This is a genomic window from Catenuloplanes japonicus (assembly GCF_000717135.1).
Classification (GTDB): Bacteria; Actinomycetota; Actinomycetes; order Mycobacteriales; family Micromonosporaceae; genus Catenuloplanes; species Catenuloplanes japonicus.
This window is the reverse complement of sequence record NZ_JNXY01000025.1, coordinates 1-24,171: the sequence shown is the minus strand read 5'-3', so window position 1 is coordinate 24,171 and position 24,171 is coordinate 1. Positions and strand designations below refer to the sequence as shown.

Annotated in this window: 18 protein-coding genes and 2 tRNA genes; 9 read left to right on the top strand and 11 right to left on the bottom strand. The window is 69.0% G+C overall.

Going from position 1 to position 24,171, the window contains the following annotated elements:
* Positions 1 to 200: 200 nt before the first annotated feature.
* The 6 genes from OP04_RS30625 to gyrB all read right to left on the bottom strand — a co-directional run bounded on the left by OP04_RS30625 (position 201) and on the right by gyrB (position 6,272).
* Positions 201 to 273, bottom strand: a tRNA-Ala gene (locus tag OP04_RS30625).
* Between the two features lie 13 nt (positions 274 to 286).
* Positions 287 to 415, bottom strand: a complete 129-nt coding sequence (locus tag OP04_RS55920; protein WP_232323795.1) for a DLW-39 family protein — start codon at positions 413 to 415, stop codon at positions 287 to 289.
* Between the two features lie 85 nt (positions 416 to 500).
* Positions 501 to 574: transfer RNA gene (locus OP04_RS30620), tRNA-Ile, on the bottom strand.
* A 141-nt stretch (positions 575 to 715) separates the two neighbouring features.
* Complete coding sequence (locus OP04_RS30615; protein WP_033343384.1) at positions 716 to 1,663, bottom strand: DUF3566 domain-containing protein; 948 nt, start codon at positions 1,661 to 1,663, stop codon at positions 716 to 718.
* 3 nt (positions 1,664 to 1,666) lie between these two features.
* A complete protein-coding gene (gene gyrA / locus OP04_RS30610) occupies positions 1,667 to 4,213 on the bottom strand; it encodes a DNA gyrase subunit A (protein ID WP_033343383.1) in 2,547 nt (848 codons plus the stop codon).
* 115 nt (positions 4,214 to 4,328) lie between these two features.
* Complete coding sequence (gyrB, locus tag OP04_RS30605; RefSeq protein ID WP_033343382.1) at positions 4,329 to 6,272, bottom strand: DNA topoisomerase (ATP-hydrolyzing) subunit B; 1,944 nt, start codon at positions 6,270 to 6,272, stop codon at positions 4,329 to 4,331.
* Positions 6,273 to 6,792: 520 nt separating this feature from the next.
* On the opposite strand from gyrB, the gene OP04_RS30600 reads away from it, so the two are divergent.
* Entirely contained in the window at positions 6,793 to 7,347 is a 555-nt protein-coding gene (locus OP04_RS30600) for a hypothetical protein (protein ID WP_033343381.1), read from the top strand.
* Positions 7,348 to 7,384: 37 nt separating this feature from the next.
* Here the strand turns inward: OP04_RS30600 and OP04_RS30595 are convergent, their stop codons facing one another.
* The 5 genes from OP04_RS30595 to dnaA all read right to left on the bottom strand — a co-directional run bounded on the left by OP04_RS30595 (position 7,385) and on the right by dnaA (position 15,024).
* Complete coding sequence (locus OP04_RS30595) at positions 7,385 to 8,086, bottom strand: DUF721 domain-containing protein (RefSeq protein WP_232323794.1); 702 nt, start codon at positions 8,084 to 8,086, stop codon at positions 7,385 to 7,387.
* Positions 8,076 to 9,242 (bottom strand): DNA replication/repair protein RecF, encoded by a 1,167-nt coding sequence (gene recF / locus OP04_RS30590; protein ID WP_033343380.1) that lies wholly within the window; start codon positions 9,240 to 9,242, stop codon positions 8,076 to 8,078. Before recF ends, OP04_RS30595 begins: the two co-directional genes overlap by 11 nt.
* Before the next feature lie 74 nt (positions 9,243 to 9,316).
* A complete protein-coding gene (gnd, locus tag OP04_RS30585) occupies positions 9,317 to 10,186 on the bottom strand; it encodes a phosphogluconate dehydrogenase (NAD(+)-dependent, decarboxylating) (RefSeq protein WP_033343379.1) in 870 nt (289 codons plus the stop codon).
* A 34-nt stretch (positions 10,187 to 10,220) separates the two neighbouring features.
* Entirely contained in the window at positions 10,221 to 11,354 is a 1,134-nt protein-coding gene (gene dnaN / locus OP04_RS30580; RefSeq protein ID WP_033343567.1) for a DNA polymerase III subunit beta, read from the bottom strand.
* A 1,744-nt stretch (positions 11,355 to 13,098) separates the two neighbouring features.
* Positions 13,099 to 15,024, bottom strand: coding sequence for a chromosomal replication initiator protein DnaA (gene dnaA / locus OP04_RS30575; protein WP_033343378.1), 1,926 nt, complete (start codon positions 15,022 to 15,024; stop codon positions 13,099 to 13,101).
* Between the two features lie 631 nt (positions 15,025 to 15,655).
* On the opposite strand from dnaA, the gene rpmH reads away from it, so the two are divergent.
* The 8 genes from rpmH (at position 15,656) to OP04_RS30540 (ending at position 21,969) form a co-directional block, all read left to right on the top strand.
* Positions 15,656 to 15,793: a 50S ribosomal protein L34 gene (gene rpmH / locus OP04_RS30570; protein WP_033343377.1), complete on the top strand. Its 138-nt coding sequence runs from the start codon at positions 15,656 to 15,658 to the stop codon at positions 15,791 to 15,793.
* A 38-nt stretch (positions 15,794 to 15,831) separates the two neighbouring features.
* Entirely contained in the window at positions 15,832 to 16,287 is a 456-nt protein-coding gene (gene rnpA / locus OP04_RS30565) for a ribonuclease P protein component (protein ID WP_051799371.1), read from the top strand.
* Positions 16,284 to 16,568 (top strand): membrane protein insertion efficiency factor YidD, encoded by a 285-nt coding sequence (yidD, locus tag OP04_RS52155; RefSeq protein WP_085066889.1) that lies wholly within the window; start codon positions 16,284 to 16,286, stop codon positions 16,566 to 16,568. Before rnpA ends, yidD begins: the two co-directional genes overlap by 4 nt.
* On the top strand, positions 16,561 to 17,652 hold the full coding sequence (gene yidC / locus OP04_RS30560) for a membrane protein insertase YidC (RefSeq protein ID WP_033343376.1): 1,092 nt from the start codon (positions 16,561 to 16,563) through the stop codon (positions 17,650 to 17,652). Before yidD ends, yidC begins: the two co-directional genes overlap by 8 nt.
* A gap of 109 nt (positions 17,653 to 17,761) precedes the next feature.
* A complete protein-coding gene (locus tag OP04_RS30555) occupies positions 17,762 to 18,331 on the top strand; it encodes a Jag family protein (protein WP_033343565.1) in 570 nt (189 codons plus the stop codon).
* A gap of 57 nt (positions 18,332 to 18,388) precedes the next feature.
* Positions 18,389 to 19,180, top strand: coding sequence for a 16S rRNA (guanine(527)-N(7))-methyltransferase RsmG (rsmG, locus tag OP04_RS30550; RefSeq protein ID WP_033343564.1), 792 nt, complete (start codon positions 18,389 to 18,391; stop codon positions 19,178 to 19,180).
* 542 nt (positions 19,181 to 19,722) lie between these two features.
* A complete protein-coding gene (locus OP04_RS30545; RefSeq protein WP_085066905.1) occupies positions 19,723 to 20,751 on the top strand; it encodes a ParA family protein in 1,029 nt (342 codons plus the stop codon).
* Between the two features lie 141 nt (positions 20,752 to 20,892).
* Positions 20,893 to 21,969 (top strand): ParB/RepB/Spo0J family partition protein, encoded by a 1,077-nt coding sequence (locus OP04_RS30540; RefSeq protein ID WP_033343374.1) that lies wholly within the window; start codon positions 20,893 to 20,895, stop codon positions 21,967 to 21,969.
* Positions 21,970 to 24,171: the final 2,202 nt, after the last annotated feature.

Below are 24,171 nucleotides of genomic sequence, written 5' to 3'. Positions count from 1 at the left end.
AAGCGAAATATCCGCCTATAAAGTCCGAAACGGACCGCTCATGATCTCGCCGAGCGCAGCGAAGGCAACCCACCCACCACCCGCACCCAAGCGACAAACGCCCCCACCGCAACGCGGGGCGTCCGGGGGCTCGGCCCCCGGAGAATGCGACGAGCGCCCCCGGTCCGCGCATTCCGCGGACAGAGAGCGCCCAAAGCTCGTGGAGCCCAGGAGAATCGAACTCCTAACCCCCGCCTTGCAAAGGCGGTGCTCTGCCAATTGAGCTAGGGCCCCGAGATCGTGGAAGTTATCGGAGGTCGGGAGCGGTGGTGGCCTCGTGCCAGAGGGCGCGCTCGTCGCTCGACTGCTTGATCTTGCGGGCGACGAGGACGGCTGCGCCGACGACACCCGCGACGATCAGGAGCTTCTTAAACATTGGGGTTGTCCCCTCACTGTTTGAGCCGGCCGACCCGGGGTGTCGCGATCTCCGGGAAGATCTGGAACTCCGGGAGAATCGAAAGTGGGGCTAGCTGGAATCGAACCAGCGACCTCAGAGTTATCAGCTCTGCGCTCTAACCGACTGAGCTATAGCCCCGTGCGACCGGGAAAGATTACCGCACCTGACTCGGACCGCCCAAATCGGGGGGTCCGGGCCGGTCCGGCGGCCAGGAGAAGTATTGCGCGGGTGCCGTGGGCGTGGCCACGCAATTTCTCCTGACCGCCGGGCCGGGCTGGATCAGTCCCGTTCGGCGAGCGTCAGCTCGACGCCGCCGACGAGGTCGGCGCAGACGTTGTAGATGAACGCGCCGAGGGTGGCCAGCGCGGTGAACAGCACCACGTTGACCAGGCCGATCAGCGCCGAGGTGCCGATCACGCCCTTGGCAGTGATCTTGAAGCCTCCGCCGGCGTCGCCGCCGGAGGCGGAGACGAGCTCCTTCAGGCTCTCGTTGACGCTCTGGAAGACGCCCATCGCGTCGAGTGCCAGGTAGAGCACGGAGGTGGCGACGATCACCACGATGAACAGCACGAGCGACACCGCGAACGAGAACTTCATCACGGACCAGGGGTCGATCCGCTTGACGTTCAGCCGGGCGCGGCGCGGGCCGCGCGCGGCGGCCGAGCCGACCGCGTTGCGCGCTGCCCGGATCGTGTCCGTGACGCGGGCCGCGCCGACGCTCCGCACGGCGCCGGTGAGCTTGCCGCCGAGGCTGCCGGTGCTGGTCCCGCTCGCTGCCGCCGCGGCTGCAGCCGCGCCGACGCCGGCCGGGATCCGCTCGGTCCGCTCGCCGGGCGGACTGGACGGGCTGCCGGGGGTCTTGATCGGCGGCGTGGTCGTCCGGCCGGGCGCGGTCGCCGCCGCGCCCTTGGACGCCGGGGCGCCCGTGCCGGCCGCAGCAGGCTTGCCCGCGGGCACGACCACCGGTTTCGTGGTGTCCTTGTCAGCTCCCGCGCCGGGGGTCGCCGGCTTGGCGGTCCCGGCGGGGGTGGCGGCCGACGCCTCGTCCGGCGGCGGCTTCATCCCCGGTGCGCGCGTGAATTTCGGGGACGGTGCGTCGGTGGAGGATCCGACCATCGCCCGGCCGACGACCGCACGGCCCTTCGCCTTGGCGTCGCCGTCGGCGGAGTCCTTGCCGGCCGGTGTCGCCGAGCTCCCCGCTCCCGACGTCGCCTGTGTCTCCGTCATTCATCAGTCCTGTTCGTCAGGCTCGTCGGCATTGCGAGCAATCGCCACGATGGTCACGCCTTCTGGGAGATCCATGAGCTTGACCCCCATTGTGTTCCGGTCCCGCGTACGACGTACAGGCTTCACCGGAGTCCGGATCACGCCGCCGTTGCTCGTGATCGCGAACAGTTCATCGTCCGGGTTGATGACAACAGCGCCGACCAGACCACCCCGTCGCTCGGTGATCTTGGCGGTTAGCACGCCCTTGCCTCCACGTCCCTGCACCGGATATTCCTCGATGGGAGTCCGCTTCGCGTACCCACCGTTGGTGGCCACCAAAACGTCCATGTCTTCCTGGACGACCTCCATCGCGAGCAGCTCGTCGTCCTCGCTGAAGCGCATGCCGATGACACCGGAGGTCGCACGTCCCATCGGGCGCAGCGTATCGTCTGTCGCCTCGAAGCGGATCGCCTGAGCCTTCTTCGAGACAAGGAGGAGATGGTCACCCGGCCCGGCCAGGGCGGCTCCGACCAGTTCGTCGTCTTCGCGCAGGTTGATGGCGATGATGCCACCGCTGCGGTTGGAGTCGAACTCCTCCAGCTTCGTCTTCTTGACCAGGCCGGACCTGGTCGCGAGCACCAGGTACGGCGCGACGTCGTAGCCGGGGATCACGATCACCTGGGCGATGTGCTCCTCCGGCTGGAACGCCAGCAGGTTGGCCACGTGCTGGCCGCGCGCGGTCCGGCTGGCCTCGGGCAACTCGTACGCCTTCGCCCGGTAGACCCGGCCCTTGTTCGTGAAGAACAGCATCCACGAGTGGGTGGACGTCACGAAGAAGTGCGAGACGATGTCGTCCTGGCGAAGTGTGGCACCACTCACACCCTTGCCGCCGCGCTTCTGCGAGCGGTAGAGGTCGACTTTGGTGCGCTTCGCGTACCCGGTCCGTGTGATGGTGACCACCACGTCCTCGCGGGCGATGAGGTCCTCCATCGAGACCTCGCCGTCGAACGGGATGATCTGGGTACGACGCTCGTCGCCCCACTTCGTGACCGTCTCGCGGAGCTCGTCCGAGATGATCGCCCGCTGCCGCTCCGGCTTGGCCAGGATGTCCTTGAGGTCCGCGATCTCGATCTCGATCTTGGCGAGCTCGTCGATGATCTTCTGACGCTCCAGCGCGGCGAGACGCCGCAGCTGCATGTCGAGGATCGCGTTGGCCTGGATCTCGTCGACCTCGAGCAGCTGGATGAGGCCCTGGCGGGAATCCTCGACCGTGGGCGAGCGCCGGATGAGCGCGATCACCTCGTCGAGCATGTCCAGCGCCTTCACCAGGCCGCGCAGGATGTGCGCGCGCTCCTCGGCCTTACGCAGGCGGTACGCGGTCCGCCGGCGGATGACCTCCATCTGGTGGTCGACGTAGAAGCGGATGAACTGCGCCAGGTTCAGCGTGCGGGGCACGCCGTCGACCAGCGCCAGCATGTTCGCGCCGAACGTCTCCTGCAGCTGGGTGTGCTTGTAGAGGTTGTTCAGCACGACCTTCGCGATGGCGTCGCGCTTGAGCACGATCACCAGGCGCATGCCGGTACGGCCGGAGGACTCGTCCCGGATGTCGGCGATGCCGGCGAGCTTGCCTTCCTTGATCAGGTCGGCCATCCGCTCGGCCAGGTTGTCCGGGTTGACCTGGTAGGGCAGCTCCGTGACGACCAGCGAGGTGCGCCCCTTGGCGTCCTCCTCGACCTCGACCACGGCGCGCATGCGGATCGAGCCGCGGCCGGTCCGGTACGCGTCCTGGATCGCCTGGGTGCCGACGATCATGCCGTTGGTCGGGAAGTCCGGGCCCTTGACGATGCCGATCAGCTCTTCGAGCGTCTCCGCCTCGTCCGCGTCCGGGTTCTCCAGGCACCACTGCACCGCGGCCGCGATCTCGCGCAGGTTGTGCGGCGGGATCTTGGTGGCCATGCCGACCGCGATGCCCTCGGAGCCGTTGACCAGCAGGTTGGGGATGCGCGACGGCAGGATCGTGGGCTCCTTGGCCCGGCCGTCGTAGTTGTCCTGCATGTCGACGGTGTCTTCGTCGATGTCCCGCAGCATCTCCATGGCCAGCGGGTCGAGCTTGCACTCGGTGTACCGCATGGCGGCCGCGGGGTCGTTGCCCGGCGAGCCGAAGTTGCCGTTGCCGTCGACGAGCGGGTAGCGCAGCGACCAGTTCTGCGCCATGCGCACCAGCGCGTCGTAGATGGACGAGTCGCCGTGCGGGTGGAACTGACCCATCACGTCACCGACGACACGGGAGCACTTCACGTAGCCGCGGTCCGGGCGGTAGCCGGAGTCGTACATGGCGAAGAGGATCTTGCGGTGCACCGGCTTGAGGCCGTCGCGCACGTCCGGGAGAGCACGGCCGACGATGACGCTCATCGCGTAATCGAGGTACGACCGCTGCATCTCCACTTCGAGGCCGACCGGCTCGATCCGGCCGCCGGCGGCAAGCGCGGCGGCGGTCGCGGCATCGGTCGCGGCCGAAGCCTCCGGCGCCTCCGGCTGCTCGCTACCCGTGGACTCGGGAGTATCCGTCACAGTTAACCCTAACTACGATCAAAAGCGGCATTTCCCTGTGGATAACCGCTGTGGAAAGCGTGGAAGCTGTGGATAACTCTGTGGTTGCGGACGGCCACTCACCGCCCGCAGGCCACTAGATGTCCAGGAAACGCACGTCCTTGGCGTTGTTCTGGATGAACGAGCGGCGTGCTTCCACGTCCTCCCCCATCAAGACGCTGAAAAGGTTGTCCGCGGTTGCGGCGTCGTCCAGGCTGACCTGGCGGAGCGTGCGGGTCGCCGGGTTCATCGTGGTCTCCCACAGCTCCGGGTAGTTCATCTCGCCGAGACCCTTGAACCGCTGGATGTCGTCCGGCTTCGCGTTCGGCTTCTTCTCCTGGCGGAGCGCGATCAGGCCGTCCCGCTCGCGGTCCGAGTACGCGTACTGCGCATCGTCGCCCTTGCGGTTCCACTTGATCTTGTAGAGCGGCGGCGCGGCCAGGTAGACGTGCCCCAGCTCGACCAGCGGACGCATGAAGCGGAACAGCAGCGTCAGCAGCAGCGTCTGGATGTGCTGACCGTCGACGTCCGCGTCCGCCATCAGGACGACCTTGTGGTACCGCAGCTTCTCGATGTCGAAGTCGTCGTGGATGCCGGTGCCCAGCGCCGTGATCAGCGCCTGGACCTCGTTGTTCTTCAGCACGCGGTCGATGCGCGCCTTCTCCACGTTGAGGATCTTGCCGCGGATCGGCAGGATCGCCTGCACGCGCGGGTCACGACCCTGCTTGGCCGAGCCGCCGGCCGAGTCGCCCTCGACGATGAACACCTCGGACTCGCGCGGGTCCGTCGACTGGCAGTCGGCCAGCTTGCCCGGCATCGAGCCGGACTCCAGCAGCGACTTGCGGCGGGCCAGCTTGCGCGCCTGAGCGGCGGCGATGCGGGCACGGGCGGCCTGCGACGCCTTGGTGATGATCATGCGGGCCTCGGCCGGGTTACGGTCGAGCCAGTCCACCAGCCACTCGTTGCAGACCTTCTGCACGAAGCCCTTGGCCTCGGTGTTGCCCAGCTTGGTCTTGGTCTGGCCCTCGAACTGCGGGTTCGCCAGCTTGACCGAGATGATCGCGGCGAGACCCTCGCGGATGTCCTCGCCGGAGAGCTTCTCGTCGCCCTTGAGGATCTTCTTCTCCGCGCCGTACTTGTTGATCAGTGTGGTCAGCGCGGACCGGAAGCCCTCTTCGTGCGTGCCACCCTCGTGGGTGTTGATCGTGTTCGCGAAGGTGTAGACCGACTCGCCGTACGACTCGTTCCACTGCATCGCGATCTCGACCGCGATGCCCTCGCCCTCGGCCTCGAACTGGATGACCGACTTGTGGATCGGCGACTTGGTCTGGTTGAGGTGGCGGACGAAGTCGGCGATGCCCTCCTTGTAGCAGAAGGTCACCTCGCGCTTCTTGCCCTCCTCGTCCTGCTGCCGCTCGTCCAGGATGTGGATGGTCAGGCCCTTGTTGAGGAAGGCCATCTCCTGGAGCCGGCGGTAGATCGTCTGGAAGTCGAACTCGATCGTCTCGAAGATCGTCGGGTCCGGCCAGAACGTGACCGTGGTGCCGCGGCGGTCGGTGTCACCGAGCTGCTCGATCGGCACCGACTTGGCGTTGTTGAACCCCTGGCGCCACAGCGTGCCGTCCTTGTGGATCTCCACGACGACGCGGGTGGAGAGCGCGTTGACGACGGCCGCGCCGACGCCGTGCAGGCCGCCGGAGACCGCGTACGCCTTACCGTCGAACTTTCCGCCGGCGTGCAGAACCGTGTAGGCCACCTCGACACCCGGCTTCTGAAGCTTCGGGTGGAGGTCGACGGGGATGCCGCGGCCGTTGTCGGAGACGCGCACGCCACCGTCGTTGAGCAGGGTCACGTCGATCGTGTCGCAGTAACCGGCCAGTGCCTCGTCCACCGCGTTGTCGACGATCTCCCACACCAGGTGGTGCAGACCGCGCTCGCCGGTGGAACCGATATACATACCGGGCCGCTTGCGCACCGCCTCGAGGCCCTCGAGCACGGTGAGTGAATCGGAGTTGTACTCCTGCTTTTCTTCCGCTGCCACCCTTGGCCACTTTCTCGCCTCGCCACACACCCGAGGGGGCGGACGCTGCGGGTTCGGCGGGCAGACAGCGACTCGGACACGGCCGGGGCCGCGACGGTCACCGCAGGCAGCCCGCGGATCGCGATCGGCGGGACGTCGTGGCCGACCCCGTCACGGAGTGTGTCTCCGCGACGGACTTGCCCACGGCGTCCCGATCGCTTCCATCCTACTGTGCCCGGACGACATTCTCCGGGTGCGGCATCCCGTTCCGGGCACCTGAGACCCCCGTAGCCGCGAGAACCGGTCGATCTCGAATCCCCCCACGGACCCCGGGCAGGCAAGGGCGGCCAGGTCACTGGCGCATAACGTGACGAAAGCCGCGGTGAGCGCGAAAATGCGTGTCAGACCGTCACGCTGCGATAGCAGAAATGAGTGACGAAGCACGCATCGGTGCCGGGGGTCGCGCGCTTCTCCCCGGTGCCGTAATTTGTCCCGGCGGCGTCCGATTGCGGTCGAAGGCGGTAAGGGAAGGTGACCCTCGATGGGGCTTGACAACGTCGCCGTGCAGTGGCCACGTACGGGCAGGTTCTACGACCCCGTGGCGCCTGCCGCGTTCGTGGACTTCGCCGCGCTGGCCGACGCGCCGGACGTGGCCTCACCCACGGCCGCGCTGGCCGGGCACATCGCCGAGACCGGAACTGTGCGCGCCACCGCGTACACCGAGCTCGTCGACCTGCTCCTCGGCCTGAACGGTGTGCTCTACGCCACAGAGGCGGCGAACGAGGACGAGGACCCGGTGATCGACCCGGACGGGTGCGCCTGGATCGCGGGCGGCCTGGAAAAGTTCGTCCTCGGGCACGAGAAGCTGGGCGACCTGGTCACGTTCGACACGGTCGGCGCGGTGCTGCGCACCGCGATCGCGGACAGCCGGCTCGCGGAGCAGCAGCTCCGCTGGCTCGGCACCCGGATGGACTCGCTGCGTGACGAGTCCGGCGGGGCGCCGCAGTGGGCGTTCCCGCTCTCCGAGCTCGCGGTGCTGGCCCGCTTCTACCGGCGCTGCGCGGACCGGGCATTCGCGGTCTACGCGGACTATTAAAGATCAAGATCACACGGGGGTACGGAGGAGAGCGCTCCTACCCGTAGGTGTCACGAGGGCCTCTGCCGCGCACGCGGCGGGGGCCCTTGCTCCAGCTGGGCGCGGCCGGCCCGTGGATGTGCAGCTTCTTCACCACGCCGTGGCCGATCTCGCCCGCGATCCGCTTGATCAGGCCGGCCGCCAGCAGTCGCAGCTGCGTGGCCCACGCGGTCGACTCCGCCTCCACGGTCAGCTCGCCGTCCTCCAGCTTCACCGGGCGGCTGTGCGCGGCCACGTCCGCACCGACGATCTTCTCCCAGCCGCCGAAGATCGACGCCTCCGCCGTGGGGCGCTGCCAGCCGCGGTTCTGCACCAGGCGGTTCAGCATCGCGCCGAGCAGCTGTGGATCGCGCGGGTCCGGCCCGGGACCGGAGTAGCCGCGCAGCCGCCGCCCGGACTCGCCGCCGCCCTGCTGCGGTGACCGCCGCTGCGTGCGAGCGGCGTCCCGGCGGGCCTTGGCCGCGTCCAGCACGGCGCGCGCCAGCTCCGGCCCCTTCGGCGCCCCGGTGCCGTTCGAAGTCCCGACGCCGTTCGCGGCCCCGGCGCCGTTTGTGCCCCCGGCACCGCTCGGGAGCTCGGTGCCCGGCGGGACCGCCCGGCCCTTCGGGAATTCCGCGCCTTTCGGGGCCTGCGGGCTCGTCGGGAATTCCAGGCCCCGCAGCGGCTCCTGCGGGCCCGGAGGCGGTTGTTCAGTCGGCACGGTGGACCTCCCCCTCGGAGACCGCGAAACGGGCGCCACGCAGCGCCTCCGGCACGTCCTCGGCCACGGCGCAGGTGACCAGCAGCTGGGCCGCGCCGGCCACCAGGTCGGCGAGGCGCGCGCGCCGGCCCGCGTCCAGCTCCGCGAACACGTCGTCCAGCACCAGGACCGGCTCGATGCCGTCCTCGCGCAGCAGATCGTAGGCGGCCAGGCGCAACGCGAGCGCGAACGACCAGGACTCGCCGTGACTCGCGTAGCCCTTGGCCGGCAGGTGGCCGAGCGTCAGCAGCACGTCGTCGCGGTGCGGGCCGACCAGCGTGGTGCCGCGGTCGACCTCGGCCGGGCGCGCGTCGGCCAGCAGCCCGGTCAGCAACTCCTCCAGGCCGGCGCGGTCCGGCAGCGGGTCCGGCGGGTCACTCAGCCGCTCCGTGCCACGACCGGAAGAGCCGATCTTGTACGCGATGGCGGCCGCGCCCTTCCCGGCCGCGACCGCGTCGTAGGCCTTCGCGATGTGCGGGCCGAGCGCCGCGCACAGCTCCAGCCGGCCGGCCAGCAGCTCCGCGCCGTACCGGATCAGCTGCGCGTTCCACACCTCGAGCGTGACCAGGTCGGCGCCGTCCCGCTCGCCACCGGCCCATTTCCGCCGCTGGTAGGACGTGCGCAGCAACGCGTTGCGCTGCTTCACCACCCGCTCGTAGTCGGCGCGCACGCCCGCGTACCGCGGCTGACGCGCGACCAGCAGGTCGTCCAGGTATCTGCGGCGCTCACCCGGGTCGCCGCGGACCAGCTCCAGATCCTCCGGCGCGAAGAGCACCAGCCGCAGCGCGCCGAGCACGTCCCGGGAGCGGCGGACCGGCGAGCGGCCCAGGCGGGCCCGGTTGGCGCGGCCGGGCACGATCTCCAGCTCGACGAGCAGCTCACGGCCGTCGTGCACGATCGCGCAGCGGATGACCGCGGTGGCGGCGCCGGCACGGACCAGCGGGGCGTCGGCCGCGACCCGGTGGCTGCCGAGCGTCGCGACGTACCCCATGGCCTCGATCAGGTTTGTCTTTCCGACACCGTTCGGCCCGACCAGGACGGTGCCACCGGGCTCGAGGTCGATGCCGACGCGCTCGTACGAGCGGAAGTCGACGAGTTCGAGCCGACGGACATACATCCAGGGGTCCTTTGCTGAGCCGACGGGGGTGTGACGCTCGATTGTCGCGCACACCCCCGGCCGAACCCGGACCCCTACCGCTTGACGGCGTGACCGCCGAACTGGTTCCGCAGGGCGGCGACGGCCTTGATGGCCGGCGAGTCGTCCTGGCGGGAGGTGAAGCGGGCGAAGAGCGAGGCGGCGATCACGTTCATCGGGACGCCGAGACGGATGCCCTCCTCGACGGTCCAGCGGCCCTCGCCGGTGTCCTCCGCGTAGCCCTTGATGCCGGCCAGCTCGGGGTCCTCGTCGAGCGCGCGGTCGAGCAGGTCGAGCAGCCAGGACTTGACGACCGAGCCCTCACGCCAGCTCTTGAACACCTCGGGCACGTTCGTGACCAGCTCGGACGCCTTGAGCAGCTCGTAACCCTCGGCGTACGCGTGCATCAGCCCGTACTCGATGCCGTTGTGCACCATCTTCGAGTAGTGACCGGCGCCGACCGGGCCGGCGTGCGCGAAACCGAACTCGCCCTCCGGCTTGAGCGCGTCGAAGATCGGCTGCGCGTGCGCGACGTGCTCGGCGGAACCGCCGACCATCAGCGCGTAGCCGTTGGTGATGCCCCAGACGCCGCCGGACACGCCGACGTCCATGTAGCCGATGCCGAGCGCGCCGAGCTTCTCCGCGCGCGGGCCGTCGTCGCTGAACTTGGAGTTCCCACCGTCGATGACGATGTCACCGGCGGAGAGCAGGCCGCTCAGCTGGTCGATGATGGTCTCGGTGACGCCGGACGGCACCATCACCCAGACCACTCGCGGCGCTGCGAGCTTCTCGACCAGGTCCGGCAGGCTCTCGGCGTCGGTGATCTCGGGCCTCGGGTCGTAACCGACCACGTCGTGGCCGGCAGCGCGAATCCGCTCGCGCATGTTGCCGCCCATGCGGCCTAAGCCAATCAGGCCCAGTTGCATTTCGTCCCCCTTGCAGGTGTTCTGCTCCCGCGTGTCAGCGGGTTACCCGGATCGGCATGATCAGGTAGCGATACCCAGTAATGATCTCGCCGTCATCGTTCGCGGGGGACAACACAGCCGGTTTGAACGCGTCGACGAACGACAGCACGGCCGTGGGCGCGCCGAGGCCGTTGAGCCCGTCCAACAGGTACTGCGGGTTGAAGCCGATGGTCAGTGCCTCGCCGGTGAAGGTGGCGTCCATGGCCTCGCTGGCCCGTGCCTCCTCGGTGCCGCCGGCCTCGACGACCAGGCCGTCCTCGCTGAAGCTGAGCAGGATCGGGGTGGTCCGCTCGGCGACCAGCGCCACGCGGCGGGTGACCTCCTGGAGTGCGGAGACCGAGACCCGCGCCTGCGCGTTGTGCGTTGCCGGGAACAGCGACCGGACCGGCGGGTAGTTGGCGCCGTCCAGCAACCGGCTCGTCGTCCGGCGGGTCCCGCCGGCGAAACCGATCATTCCCTCGCCCGCGCCGCCGTGTGCCAGCGCCAGGGTGACCTGGCCGCCCAGCGGGCCGAGCGTCTTCGCCGTGTCGTTGAGGGTCTTCGCCGGCACGAGCGCGTTGATGCTGATGTCCGGATCCTCCGGCGACCACTCGATCTCGCGCATGGCGAGCCGGTAGCGGTCGGTGGCCAGCATGGCCAGCGAGGAACCGTTGAGCTCTAGCCGCACGCCGGTCATCATCGGCAGCGTCTCGTCACGGCCGGCGGCGATCGCCACCTGGCTGACCGCGGCCGCGAACACGGACGCGTCGACCGTGCCGGCGCTGGCCGGCATGTCGGGCAGGCTCGGGTAGTCCTCCACCGGCATGGTCGGGAGCGTGAACCGCGCGCTGCCGCAGACCAGCTCCAGGTGCGGGCCGACCGCGGCGATGTCCACCGGCTTGGCCGGCAGCGCCTTGGTGATCTCGGCGAGCAGGCGGCCGGAGACCAGCGCGGCGCCGTCGGAGTCGCCCTGCACCTCGACGCTCACCTGGCTGGAGACCTCGTAGTCGAACCCCGAGACCTGCAGGACGCCGTCGGTGACCCGCAGCATCACACCGGCAAGCACCGGCACGGACGGCCTGCTGGGCAGGCTCTTGGCGGTCCACGCCACGGCGTCGGCGAGCGCGTCGCGCTCCACTCGGAACTTCATGGCCATGCCTCCGCGTCGACTGGTTGGGCATCCCTATTCTGCCGGTCCAGCGCCAAGAGGTGGGTACGCGGGCCAGACCCTGTGCGGACCGGGTCGAACCGGCCCTGACCTATCGCACCTTAGGTCTCCCCGAGGATCACGACTTCCCCGCCCCCGCCCGTCTCGTCGAGGAGTTGATCGTGCTTGGCGGAGCGTGAGTTTCAAGATCCTCCACAGCGTGATGATTGAAGTTCTTTATTTCTAGAAATACAGAGAGTCGTAATCATCGGTGCTGTGGATTCTGGGGATAACCCGAGTATCTGCAGGTCAGGAAGTTATCCACCGGTGGTTACGCAGTGGATAACCGGGGTATAACTCGGCAGGTTCTCCACAGGCCGTTTTGTTGTCCCCTGGTTATCCACTGCGTGGGACCGGTTATCCACCGGTTATCCACGGGGTTTTCCCCCAGGTGTGGATTACGAGGCGCGGGCCCGTCGCCCTGTGCACAAAAGTTATCCCCAGAACCTTCAACAGGCTATGCACACGGTTTCCACAGCTGGGGACAACCGACTACTGCGTGTGATCGTCCACAGCTGTTTCCCCAGGAGTTATCCCCAACTGTGGACAACCGACCTCGATCCTCAGCCGGAGTTATCCACCGTCTGTGCATAACTCCGGTGGATGGCCTGTGGATGAGGTGTGGACAGTGTGGACAACCAACCAATCGGATGATGTGGATAGAGTCGGCGACCTGTGGATATGGAACTTCCGCGGGGCGAACTTCTGACCTGCTTCTCCACAATCTGTGGATAGATGCCTGTGGAGAACCCCCAAAACCTGTGGATGCCTGTGGACGAGGCTCGCACGCAGTGGACAACCGGTGGATAACTTCTGGGGATAACTTTTCCCGCCCAAAGCGCCCTCCTACACTGTCGGATAGCGAGGCGCTCCAAACACGCGTGGTCACAGTTGGGTAACGGCCCCCTGGAGGCCCGTCCACAGCCGCCCGGACGGCCAGATTCACCCCTCTGAACCCCTGCGGCGTCTTCGCAGCCGCCGTCGCCGCCCCGGCCTGCCGCGCAAGGGCGGGCTGTTACCGGTGCATGCGTGCCGTGCGGAGTGTTCAACACCACTCGACTGGTCGCCCGAGGCGGCCGGGCGGGTGTGGTGGCGACCCAGCGCTTTACCTGCGAGACGACGCGGATGAACCCGTTGCCGAGCTCAAGCCGACCGCCCGGACGTGAGAACCGCGTGGCCGCCGCCGGTGAGACCAGAGCTGGGCGGCCCTGCCGATGAGCCGCTCGGCTTGACGAGGGCGGGCCAGCCAGGCCGCACGACACTCAGCCGGGCGGGAAGGGAACGGTCCCCGGGGCCGTGATGGCCGGGGCGCGTCGAGGGACGAGAGCAGCGACGGGAGCCGCGTGGGTTTCCTCGACCACGGCGGGACCGGCTCCGACCGGCGATCGGAAGCGGAGCGCCAGCGGAGCCTTCCGAACGCCGGGAGGTTTGCCCGCGGGAGCAAACGGCCTGGACCACGCTGGAAGCGGGAAGATCGGGGTTTGGGTCGTCTTCCAGGCTGGCTTGAGTGCGGGAGCAAACGGGCTGCACCACGTTGGGAGCGGGAAGGTCAGGGTTCGGGGTTGTTCCTGTATTGGCTTGAAAGCCCGCAGGAACGCACGTGGCCGTCCCCTGGCCGGCTCAAGCGCCCGCGGGCGCAGACGGGCCGGACCACCGTGAGAAGAGGCCGGCTCACTGCGTGGCGGGGCTAGGAGTTCTGTTTGATGCGGTTGGTGAGTTCGGCGATCTGGTTGTAGAGGGAGCGCCGTTCGGCCATCTGCTGGCGGATCTTGCGGTCCGCGTGCATGACCGTGGTGTGGTCGCGGCCGCCGAAGGCCTGGCCGATGCGGGGCAGCGAGAGCTCGGTCAGCTCGCGGCAGAGGTACATGGCGACCTGGCGGGCGTTGACCAGCACCCGGGAACGGGAGTGGCCGCGGAGGTCTTCGAGGCTGACGCCGAAGTACTCCGAGGTGGAGACCATGATCTGGTCGGCGGTGATGTCCGGGCCCTCGGGGCCGGGGATGAAGTCGCGGAGGACCTCCTCGGCCAGGGAGAGCTGCACCGGGGATCGGGTGAGGCTGGCGAACGCGGTGACCCGGATCAGCGCGCCCTCGAGCTCGCGGATCGAGGAGGAGATGCGGGACGCGATGAACTCCAGCACGTCCGGCGGGGCCATCAGGCGTTCCTGGGCGGCCTTCTTCTGGAGGATCGCGATGCGCGTCTCCAGGTCCGGCGGCTGGATGTCGGCGAGCAGGCCCCACTCGAAGCGGGTGCGGAGGCGGTCCTCGAGCGTGGTGAGCTGCTTCGGGGAGCGGTCCGAGGTGATGACGATCTGCTTGTTCGCGTTGTGGAGCGTGTTGAACGTGTGGAAGAACTCCTCCTGCGTCCGTTCACGGCTCACCAGGAACTGGATGTCGTCGATCAGCAGGATGTCGGTGTCGCGGTAGCGGCGCTGGAACGCGCTGGTCTTGTCGTCGCGGAGCGAGTTGATGAACTCGTTGGTGAACTCCTCGGTCGACACGTAGCGCACGGAGCGTGCGTGGCCGAGCGTGGTCGCGTAGTGGCCGATTGCGTGCAGCAGGTGTGTCTTGCCCAGCCCGGAGCTGCCGTAGATGAAAAGCGGGTTGTACGCCTTCGCCGGCGACTCGGCCACGGCCACGGACGCGGCGTGCGCGAACCGGTTCGAGGAGCCGATGACGAACGTCTCGAACATGTACTTCGGGTTCAGCCGGTTGCCGGCCGACTCGCCGCCAGGGCGGGAGCGGTCCAGACCCCCGGGGCCGCCGGTCACGCCGGGACGGAGGTCACGCACGGCGCGACCGGGGCCGCTGTCGCCGGGGCCGGTGTCCGCGGGCTCGTCCGCGATCTGCGGCGCGACCTGGCGCTGCTGGTCACGGCCGAACGGGGGTGGGGTGTCGTCGTTGAACGCGTCCGCACGCTGCGGGCGGGGCTGCTCGTCGCGGCGCTGCGGTTCGGCGCGCTCCACGGGCTGCTGCTGCGCGTAGTGCGACTGCTGGTTGCGGGACTGAGGCGCCTCCGCGCGGGGCGGTGCGGCGAACAGCGCGGCCTGGGCCTCGTCGCGGGCGGCCTGCTGCTCCTGCGGGCTCTCCCGGCGGCCACCGTTCTGCGGCGCCGGGTCGTAGTAGCGCGCGGTCGGCGGTTCCTCGTCGCGACGCGCGTCGCCACGGTTGTCGAATCGGCTGTCGGTGGGGGCGTCGTCGGGAAAGGTCGCGCGACGGGTGTCGTCCGCGCGGTCGGCGGGCTCGTAGTCGGCCGGCTGCGGCGGAAACGGATCCGAGTCGAAGAGCGCCTCGCGCTCCGGGGCCGGAGCAGGCGTGCCGTAGATCGTGCCGGGCGGGCGGGCGGTGCCGTCCTCCGGCGGGCGCACCGTGACCGCCACCTGTATCGGGCGGCCGAGCCGGCGGGAGAGCGCGTCGGTGATCGCCGGGCGCAGCCGCGACTCGATCACGTCCCGGGCGTGTGCGTCCGGGACGGAGAGCAGCGCGGTGTCCTCGACGATCGCGCGGAGCCGGGTGAGGCGGAGGTAGGCGCGCTGCTGCGCCGACACGATCTCCTCTGCGAGATCTTCGGTTGCGGCGCTCCACATCGAGGCCAGGTCGACCGTGTCGGCCACCGTCCCGCCACCCCCATCGCTCCCGACATCACCGGTCGCCTGCCGGCCGGTTGCCGCTTTCGTCTACTGGTCGTCGGAGCCGCGGGTAGGCGGCCGAATCACCGCCGGCACCCCCTGCCGGCAGCGCTGACGCTGCTGCTACCCACGTTCGTCAAGACCGTCGTCCACAGGTTATCCACACCCTGTGTACCGACCGATTGTGGCTTACCGTCCGTCGCTGGTCAGACCTGCCGAACTGCGGTGGCGCGATGAGAGGGTCCACCGTGCCGAACGACTTTCCCCCTCGTCCGGTTCTGGCCGCCGGTGTCGCCACCGGCAAACGGGCACGCTAACAGCGATGGCCCTGCAGCATCAACCGGCGACCGGCGCGGACGGCCTGGTCGGTCACGAAGAGCCAGTTCACCGGGGGTACGTCGGCCGGCGCATTTTGACGCCCGGTGGGGTGCGCGCGTACTCTGGGCAGGCTATTCGGCCTTCTGTAGCGGCCCGACGGGCGACTCCCGACACGGCCGGTTAGCATTGGACAGAGACTTCGGGCCGTTTGCAAGATCATCTCCGGCCTCGGGGAACGTAGGTAAACGACCTCCGGCTCGCGGACGCGTGCCCGGGCCGTACGAAGACGGAGTTTGACGTGAGCAAGCGCACCTTCCAGCCGAACAACCGCCGCCGTTCGAAGACCCATGGCTTCCGGCTGCGCATGCGCACCCGTGCGGGTCGCGCGATCCTCAACACGCGGCGCTCCAAGGGCCGCGCCAAGCTGTCTGCCTGAGGGTCCGACCTCGCCGGTCAGGAGGAGGCAGGTCAGTCGTGTTGGCCGCAGCTCAGCGACTGCGGCGTAGCAGCGACTTCGCCGTAGCGATCCGTGCTGGCCGTCGGGCCGGCCGCGGAGCCGTGGTGGTTCATCTCCACCTCCTGTCCACGGACGCCAGCGACGCCCCCACGGGTGTCGAGGGCGTCGGGCAGCTCGAGACGATCGAGCCGGTGCTCGCCGACACGGCGCGCGCCGGCTTCGTCGTTTCCAAGGCGGTCGGGAACGCGGTGGCGCGCAACCTGGTCCGCCGCAGGCTCCGGCATCTGGTGCGGGAGCGGATCGGTGCGCTGCCACCGGGCGCCACGCTCGTGGTGCGCGCGCAACCGGGGGCGGCGCTCGTGGCGTACTCCCAACTGGCTCTAGATCTTGATGCGGCGTTGCGGGCCGCTGTCGCCCCGCGGGAACGCCGATCCGGGAACGGCGCCAAGCGGCGCCGGGGAGGCGCCGAATGAGCGGCACCGAGCGTCCGCCTTCGCTTGCGGCCCGTGTGCTGGCGCGCGGCGTCATCGCGTACCGTCAGTGGATAAGCCCGGCACTGCCGGCACGCTGTCGTTTCTATCCGTCGTGCAGCGCATACGCCCTGGAGGCGGTGACGCGGCACGGAGCTTTGCGGGGGAGCCGGCTCGCGATCTGGCGGCTGCTGCGCTGTCACCCCTTCCATCCTGGCGGATACGACCCGGTGCCTGACCCGGACCGCCGTCGCGCGAATGTGACTGGAGCCGGAATTGTTTAGCCTGGACCCGATCTACTGGGCGATTTCATGGATTCTGCTGAAGTGGCACGCCGCATGGGACGCCATCGGGATCCCCGAGACCACCATCCTCGGGACCAACTGGTCCTGGATCCTCGCGATCGTCTTCCTCGTGCTGACGGTGCGCGTCGTGCTCTTCCCCGTCTTCGTCAAGCAGATCAAGTCGCAGCGGGCCATACAAGCACTGTCGCCGCAGGTCAAGGCGCTGCAGGAGAAGCACAAGGGTGATCGCGAGACCCTCCAGAAGGAGATGGTCGAGCTCTACCGCAAGGAGAAGGCGAACCCGCTGATGGGCTGCCTTCCCATGTTCATCCAGATCCCGGTCTTCTTCGGGCTCTTCCACGTGCTGCGCCGCCTCGACCCGGGACGGACCGCGAAGGAGCTGTACGGCTGGAGCGCGGCGCAGTTCGACGGCGCCGCGAACGCCAAGCTCTTCACCGTGCCGATCGCCGGCAAGTTCGGCTCCACCACGGACGAGCTGGTCCGCCTCGGCGCGAACCGCGGCACCGTGATGGTCGTGGCCGGCATCCTCGTGCTGATCATGATGGCGACGACGTTCCTCACCAGCCGTCAGATGATCCTCAAGACCGGCTGGGCCGAGGACCCGCAGCAGAAGATGGTCCAGCGTCTGATGCTGTACGGAATTCCGCTTTCTCTGCTTGTTTCGGGCTATTTGTTCCCGATTGGTGTGATCATCTACTGGGTGTCGAACAACCTCGTCACCCTCGCTCAGCAGCAGTGGGTGCTCCGGAAGTTCCCGCCACCGCCCTCGGCCACGACCACGGGCAAGACGGGAGGCTCCGGCGCCGGCCGCCAGAGCGAGCCCGCCAAGACCGGCCTGTTCGGTCGCAAGACCGCGCCGGAGCCCGTCAAGTCGTCCGTCGACACCAAGGCGCTCGCCCCCAAGCCCGGCGCCAAGCCGGTCCGCCCGGCCAAGGCAGCCCAGGCCAACGGCGCCGCCCCCGCGAAGGCCGCCGGCACGCCCGGCAAGAACGCGGTCGGTCGTACCGGCGGGGTCTCCTCCCGGGCGAAGAAGGGCAACCCGTCGGCGAGGCCGAAGGGCTGACGCCCGCTCCCCAACAAACGTGCCCGTCGCCCCGGCCCCTCATCGGCCGGGGCGACGGGGAACCAGCGGACCGGTGACGGTCCGGCCCAGCGAGTACGGAGATGACACCGTGACCGATACCAGCACTCCCCACGCTGACCAGGACCTCGAGATCGAGGAGGCGGCCGCGGACGCCGCGGAGGACAGCGAGGAGACCAAGGAATCGGAAGGACCGTCCGACACCGACCTGTTCCACCAGAGCGAGATCGCGGCCGACTACATCGAGGGTCTGCTGGACATCCTCGACTACGACGGCGACATCGACGAGCTGGTCTCCGCCGGGCGCCCGATGGTCGAGGTCGTGGGCGGACGCCTGCAGCCGCTCGTCGGCCAGCGCGGCGCCACGCTGGAGGCGCTGCAGGAGCTGACCCGGCTGGCGATCTTCCGGGCCACCGGCTCCCCCAGCCGGCTGCTGCTCGACGTCGGCGGCTACCGCAACGCCCGGCGCAAGGAGCTGGCCTCGGTCGCGCGCAACGCGATCGAGAAGGTGCGCGAGCACGGCGAGCCGGTGCGGCTGGAGCCGATGTCCGCGTTCGAGCGCAAGTGCGTGCACGACGTGATCAACGCGGCGTCCGGCGTGGAGAGCGAGTCGGAGGGCGTCGAGCCCAGCCGTCGCATCGTCGTGCGGCCGGTCGACTGATCCGTGCGCGATACCGCTTCCGGCGGCTCGGAGGGCGTGCAGCCTTCCGGGCCGCCGTTGTCTGCTGAGTCTGCATACGCCGGGCCGGTTGAGCTCTCGGGCGTACCCCCATTTGATCTTGGTGTTCCTGATCTTCTGCGGCCGGCCGCTCTGGCGCTGTTCGGGGATCGGCTGGAGCTGGCGACGCGGTTCGCGTCGCTGCTGGGGACCGAGGGTGTGGTGCGCGGGCTGATCGGCCCGCGCGAGGCGCCGCGCATCTGGGAACGGCACCTGCTCAACTGCGCCGCGGTCGCCGAGTTAATCCCGTCCGGCGCTTCGCTCGTCGACGTCGGCTCTGGTGCCGGTTTGCCCGGTATCGTGCTTGCGGTGGCACGTCCTGATCTCACGATCGCGCTGGTCGAGCCACTGGCACGACGGACTGCCTTCCTTTCCGAGGCGGTGACGGAGCTGGGCCTGGACGACACCGTGACGGTGGTCCGGGGCCGCGCCGAAGAGGTCGCCGGGGGACCCCTTCCCCCCGCCGACATCGTCACCGCGCGGGCGGTAGCGCCGCTCGACCGGCTTGCGGGCTGGTGCCTGCCCCTCGCCGCGCTCGGCGGGCGACTCTTGGCCCTCAAAGGGTCGTCGGCCGCCGAGGAGATCGCGGAGCACGAGGCCGCGGTGGGTCGGCTGGGCGGTGCCACGCCGGTCGTCCGGTGGTGCGGGGAGACGCTCCTCGACGACCCGACGACCGTGGTGGAGATCGTCCGCGAACGGCTGGTCGTGCCGGCACGGTCGGGGAAGGCTGCCCGCCCGGAGCGCCGGTCCTCGGGTCGGTCCTCCGGGGGCGGGAGACGACGGAGGGGCTAGACATGCGGGGTCGGCGGCGTAACAAGCGGAAGCCCAACGGCAGGCGCGAGGTGGCGTCGCCGGCCTCGCTGCTCTCCCCGGTCTCGCCGGCGCCTTCTTTCGCGTTCGGGAAGTTGCCGGCCTCATCGGTCGCTCCGGTCGTGGTGCCGGTGGGGTCGGTGCCGTTGTTGCCGACGACGTTCGCCGCGCCGCTCTCCTCCGCGCTGGCCTCGACCATGAGGTCCGGGCCGGTGGCCGTCGATCCGCTCCTGGAGGCGGCGGACGGCACCGGATGGCCCGGCTGTGACGTCTACTGCTCCGGCGTACTGCGGCTGAAGTCGGGTTTTATGGTCTTCGGGTCCGAGCCTTCTTCGTTTCCCGTGAAACATGGACCGGATGGACGTGGCCATGGGCGCCCGACGGCCGTAGGCTGGCCGCGCGTCGATAGTGTGGACTCATCCGATTCTGGCAGGGATGACACGGTGCAGGACTACTCCTCCTCTTACCCCGTTTCACGTGAAACGCGCTATGACAACTCGCCGGGCGGGCCCGCGTACGGCAGGATTGATCCTGCCCCGGCAGGACCGGGTGGATTTGAGGGCGAGGAGTATCCGGTGCCGCAACCGCGGGTGGGAAACGGCTACGGCGGTCCCGAGCTGCCGGCCGAGACAGACCAAGAATCCTATGTTTCACGTGAAACGTCGGCGTCCGCCGACAACGATCTACCCCTGGCCATGGAGGCGTTGCGCGCGGTGCAGATCCTCAACCCGACCGGCGAGGTGACCATGCCTCGCCCGGCGCATCCACGGATCATGTGCGTGGCGAACCAGAAGGGTGGCGTGGGTAAGACCACCACCACCGTCAACCTGGCGGTCGCGCTGGCGCTGCACGGCAACCGTGTGCTGGTCGTCGACCTCGACCCGCAGGGTAACGCGTCCACCGGGCTCAACGTCCCGCACCACGCGGGCGTGCCGGACGTCTACGACTGCCTGATCGACAACGTGCCGCTGGCCGACGTCGCCCAAGGCGTCGAGGGCATCCCTAACCTCTGGTGCGTGCCCGCGACCATCGACCTGGCCGGCGCCGAGATCGAGCTGGTCTCGGTGGTCGCTCGTGAGTCCCGGCTGTCCCGGGCCATCAAGAGCCACCCGGAGCAGTTCGACTACGTCTTCATCGACTGCCCGCCGTCGCTCGGCCTGCTCACGGTCAACGCGCTCTGCGCGGCGCAGGAGGTGCTGATCCCGATCCAGTGTGAGTACTACGCGCTGGAGGGGCTCAACCAGCTGATCAACAACATCAACCTGGTCCGGCAGCACCTGAACCCGTTGCTCGACGTGTCCACCATCCTGCTGACCATGTACGACCGGCGGACCCGCCTGGCCGACGCGGTCGAGCAGGACGTGCGGAACCACTTCGGCGAGAAGGTGCTCCAGGCGGTCATCCCCCGGAACGTCCGCGTGTCCGAGGCACCCAGCTACGGGCAGTCCGTCGTCACGTACGACCCGGGCTCCCGCGGCGCCACCAGCTACTTCGAGGCCGCCCGCGAGATCGCCGAACGCGGAGCCAAAGAGGACATGGCCCGCAACGGGTAGCCGACACGGCGCGCTTTAGCATGGTCGGTTCCAGGGTGGCGTGATGCCGGCCCCTGGTGTGGTTGAGTCGGTGGCGTTGTAGCGGATTGCCGCGGTGGGCGCGGCGGGCGCGGGTTCATGGGAGCAAGGAGAAGCGGGCACATGAGGAAGGGTCCTAAGGGCGGGCTCGGGCGTGGACTCGGAGCTCTGATCCCGACCGCGCCCCCGGCCGAGGCGCCGCCGCCCGCGGTTGTCTCCGCGCCGCCGGCTGCTCCCCCGCCGGCGGCTGTTCCCGCACCGGCGGCTGCTGCTCCGTCGGTCGCTGAGGCGCCCGTTGCGGCTCCTGTCGCCGAGCCGGTCGCTCCCCCGGAGCCGGTAGTCCCGGAGGCGCCCGGTCTTCCGCTCGCGCCGGTGCCCGGGGCACGGTTCGCCGAGATCTCGGTGTCGGACATCATCGCCAACCCGAAGCAGCCCCGGCACGTCTTCGACGAGGAGGCGCTGGAGGAACTCAAGATCTCCATCCAGGAGGTCGGCTTCCTCCAGCCCATCGTCGTCCGCGAGCTCGACGAGTCCGGCAACTACGAACTCGTCATGGGCGAGCGCCGCTGGCGGGCCGCCCAGGCAATCGGCCGCGAGACCATCCCGGCGATCGTCCGCGACACCAAGGACGACGCCATGCTCCGGGACGCGCTCCTGGAGAACATCCACCGCGCCAACCTGAACCCGCTCGAAGAGGCGGCCGCGTACCAGCAGCTGCTCGAAGAGTTCGGCGCCACCCACGACGAGCTCGCACGCCGCATCGGCCGCAGCCGCCCCCAAATCACCAACACCATCCGCCTCCTCAACCTCCCGCCCGCGGTCCAGCGTCGCGTCGCCGCCGGCGTGCTCTCCGCGGGCCACGCGCGGGCACTCCTCGCGCTGGAGGACGCCGAGGCCCAGGACGAGCTCGCCAGCCGCATCGTCAAGGAAGGCATCTCGGTGCGCGGCACCGAGGAACTGGTCTCCCTGGCACAGCTCGACGGCCCGAGCCAGAAGAAGGCCGCGCAGCGCCGGGCGAAGCCGCACGCACCCGCGCTGACCGACCTGGCGGACCGGCTTTCTGACCGCTTCGACACCCGCGTCAAGGTCGACATCGGCCAGCGCAAGGGCAAGATCACGATCGAGTTCGCCACGGTCAACGACCTGGAGCGGATCGTCGGAATAATCGGCATGGAGCGCAACGAGGAAGAGCCAGGCTGAGGCCTGCTTCTCTCGGGATCGGCTCGGCGGGCTCTCACGGCCCTCCGGGCCGATTTCTTTTTCCGGGGGTACGGAGGGGAGCTGCTCCTGTTCTCGACTTCCGCCGGGGGCCTTGCTGTTGTTTCACGTGAAACGGTGAGGCCTGCGTTGTGGCGCCTGTGGACGTTGCTGGCGGCCTTTTCGGTGGTGGGTGGTGTGGTTGCCTCACTCCGTGTTGGGCGTTGGGTACAGCGGCTCTCGGGTCGTCGGTGGGATCGGTTGTGTTGTGGTTCGGGGGCTTCGTTCTTGCCGGGCCGGCTGGTGGCCTGGGGAGCGGTCCGAGCGTGCGGCGCGCTTGCCTTCTGCGGCTGCGTTCGAGGACGCTGCTGGTCCTTTAGCCTTGCTCCTCCTCTCGTTGGCGAACTGGGTGGGCTGGCGGGCGCATCGTGTGGCGGGCTGTGGCCGAGTCGGATGCCGTCGGGTTCGGGTCGCGGCCATGATCCCGCGGAAGGGTTGGCGGTGAGGTCGGGTGCATCACGGGATCCCTGGGCCGGCGCTGCGATGCTTCGGCGGTTGGGCGTACCGGCGGCGGGCGTGCCTTTTGAAGGATCGCGGCGACCTACTGCTTCTGGCTTTTAGGCAGGGTCGAACCAGTTCGCCGGACTGTTGGCGTTGGCGGTAGCCGCGGGACCTTCGTGGGCCGGGCGATTGTTGATCACGCGGTTTCACGTGAAACCGGCGTGATCCGTGGCGGTGTCGATCGCGCCTTCAGGCGTTCGGGCTATCCAGTGGCGGCGACCATTGCTACGCCGGATCTCTCTCAAGGCCCCCTCCTGGTTGTCGGATGGCCTCGCGCGGCGGGCGTCTTTCGAGCTCTCGATTCGGGGTCTACCGGGTGAGGTCGATCGCCCCGCCCCGCCGGCGCCTGGCATCTGGCGGGTCGATCGGTAGGGAGATTGGTCTTCTCGTCCCGTGCGGGTGCCAGCGCCGGGAGATCACTCGGGCGGAGGGCGTTGTGGAGCGACGATTCCTTGCTCCTCGCGGTGGGGGCTGAGGAACGGCGTTTCACGTGAAACAAGCAAGTTCCGGCGGGGGTCGAGTTGGCCGGCGTTGACCGTTCCTGGAGACGGAATGAATGCGGTGTCCGGGCGGAGGTTCGGCCTCCGCCCACGCGGGCACCGCGCATTCAGGTACCGGCCCAAGGTCGGTGGGCGCGCCTGCCCGGCTCCATGACCGCACGCCCGAGACGCCGTCCCGCGAACGCGATGATCTGTGTCGCTCCGGGATCTGTGTTGCTCCGGTTTCAGTCCGCGCAATCGGCTAGGTTCCAGCGAGGCGGAAGAGCTCACGGGAACCTGCCCTCTCGCATCCTTCGTTGACTTCGATCGGGCGGTATACCCCTACCCGCCGATCCGGACGTCAGCATCGCCCGGTGCCCGGTGCCCGGTGCCCGGTGCCCGGTGCCCGGTGCCCGGTGCCCGGTGCCCGGTGCCCGCGGTTCCCTCCATTGGCCGACCCGGTCTCGGCCGACCTTGATTCCCGCGGGCTTCAGCTCATGCCACTTCCGACTCGGTCCCACGCGCTGGTACCCCGAAGGATGTAGCAGTCGTTGGGGTGGGAGCGAGATGGTGGTGCGACTCTACGAGTCGGCTAGGCCTCGGTGCTCGATCAGCCGCTCGCATCGTGTGTGCCGCCCGGTGTTACGCCCGCCGATCCGCGAAGCACGACTAAGAGGGTTCCTGTTCCTGCATCGTCGGCGTCAGTACCTGCGGCCTGCGCGCTGGCCTTGTCGACCACACCGCGGTAGCGCCGGTCAGGAGGTGGCAACACTTCAGGCAGCCGTCCGGTGGTTCGGAGTCATCGGCGAGCGTTGCCGACGCTGTCGAGCGCCGAACGTCGTGTCGCTGACCAACGATTTCTTGTCCTCATCTTGAGCCTCCGCCGGACAGGGCTTTAGCCGGCCAGCAGGTGCCGCTTTGTCGTCCTGCTGCCGACTGCAGGTCCCAAGTCGACGAAACACCCTGATCCTCCGGACCATGTTTCACGTGAAACGTGGGCACAATCCGAGAGGCCCGGCTCGGACACGCAAGCCACCGCGCACCCGCCCTTCTCCTGAGTCCGACTCCGCGAGCGACGTGGCGCTGTCCACTGGGTGCCTCGGACGTCGGTTCCCTACGCGGGGCGCGGGGCGCGGGGCGCGGGGCGCGGGGCGCGGGGCGCGGG

Excerpts from the sequence above, each read along its gene's own strand:
- OP04_RS55920 (WP_232323795.1), bottom strand. The coding sequence starts at position 415 with ATGTTTAAGAAGCTCCTGATCGTCGCGGGTGTCGTCGGCGCAGCCGTC.
- OP04_RS30615 (WP_033343384.1), bottom strand. The coding sequence starts at position 1,663 with ATGACGGAGACACAGGCGACGTCGGGAGCGGGGAGCTCGGCGACACCG.
- OP04_RS30600 (WP_033343381.1), top strand. The coding sequence starts at position 6,793 with ATGGGGCTTGACAACGTCGCCGTGCAGTGGCCACGTACGGGCAGGTTC.
- recF (WP_033343380.1), bottom strand. The coding sequence starts at position 9,242 with ATGTATGTCCGTCGGCTCGAACTCGTCGACTTCCGCTCGTACGAGCGC.
- gnd (WP_033343379.1), bottom strand. The coding sequence starts at position 10,186 with ATGCAACTGGGCCTGATTGGCTTAGGCCGCATGGGCGGCAACATGCGC.
- dnaN (WP_033343567.1), bottom strand. The coding sequence starts at position 11,354 with ATGAAGTTCCGAGTGGAGCGCGACGCGCTCGCCGACGCCGTGGCGTGG.
- yidD (WP_085066889.1), top strand. The coding sequence starts at position 16,284 with ATGAGCGGCACCGAGCGTCCGCCTTCGCTTGCGGCCCGTGTGCTGGCG.
- OP04_RS30540 (WP_033343374.1), top strand. The coding sequence starts at position 20,893 with ATGAGGAAGGGTCCTAAGGGCGGGCTCGGGCGTGGACTCGGAGCTCTG.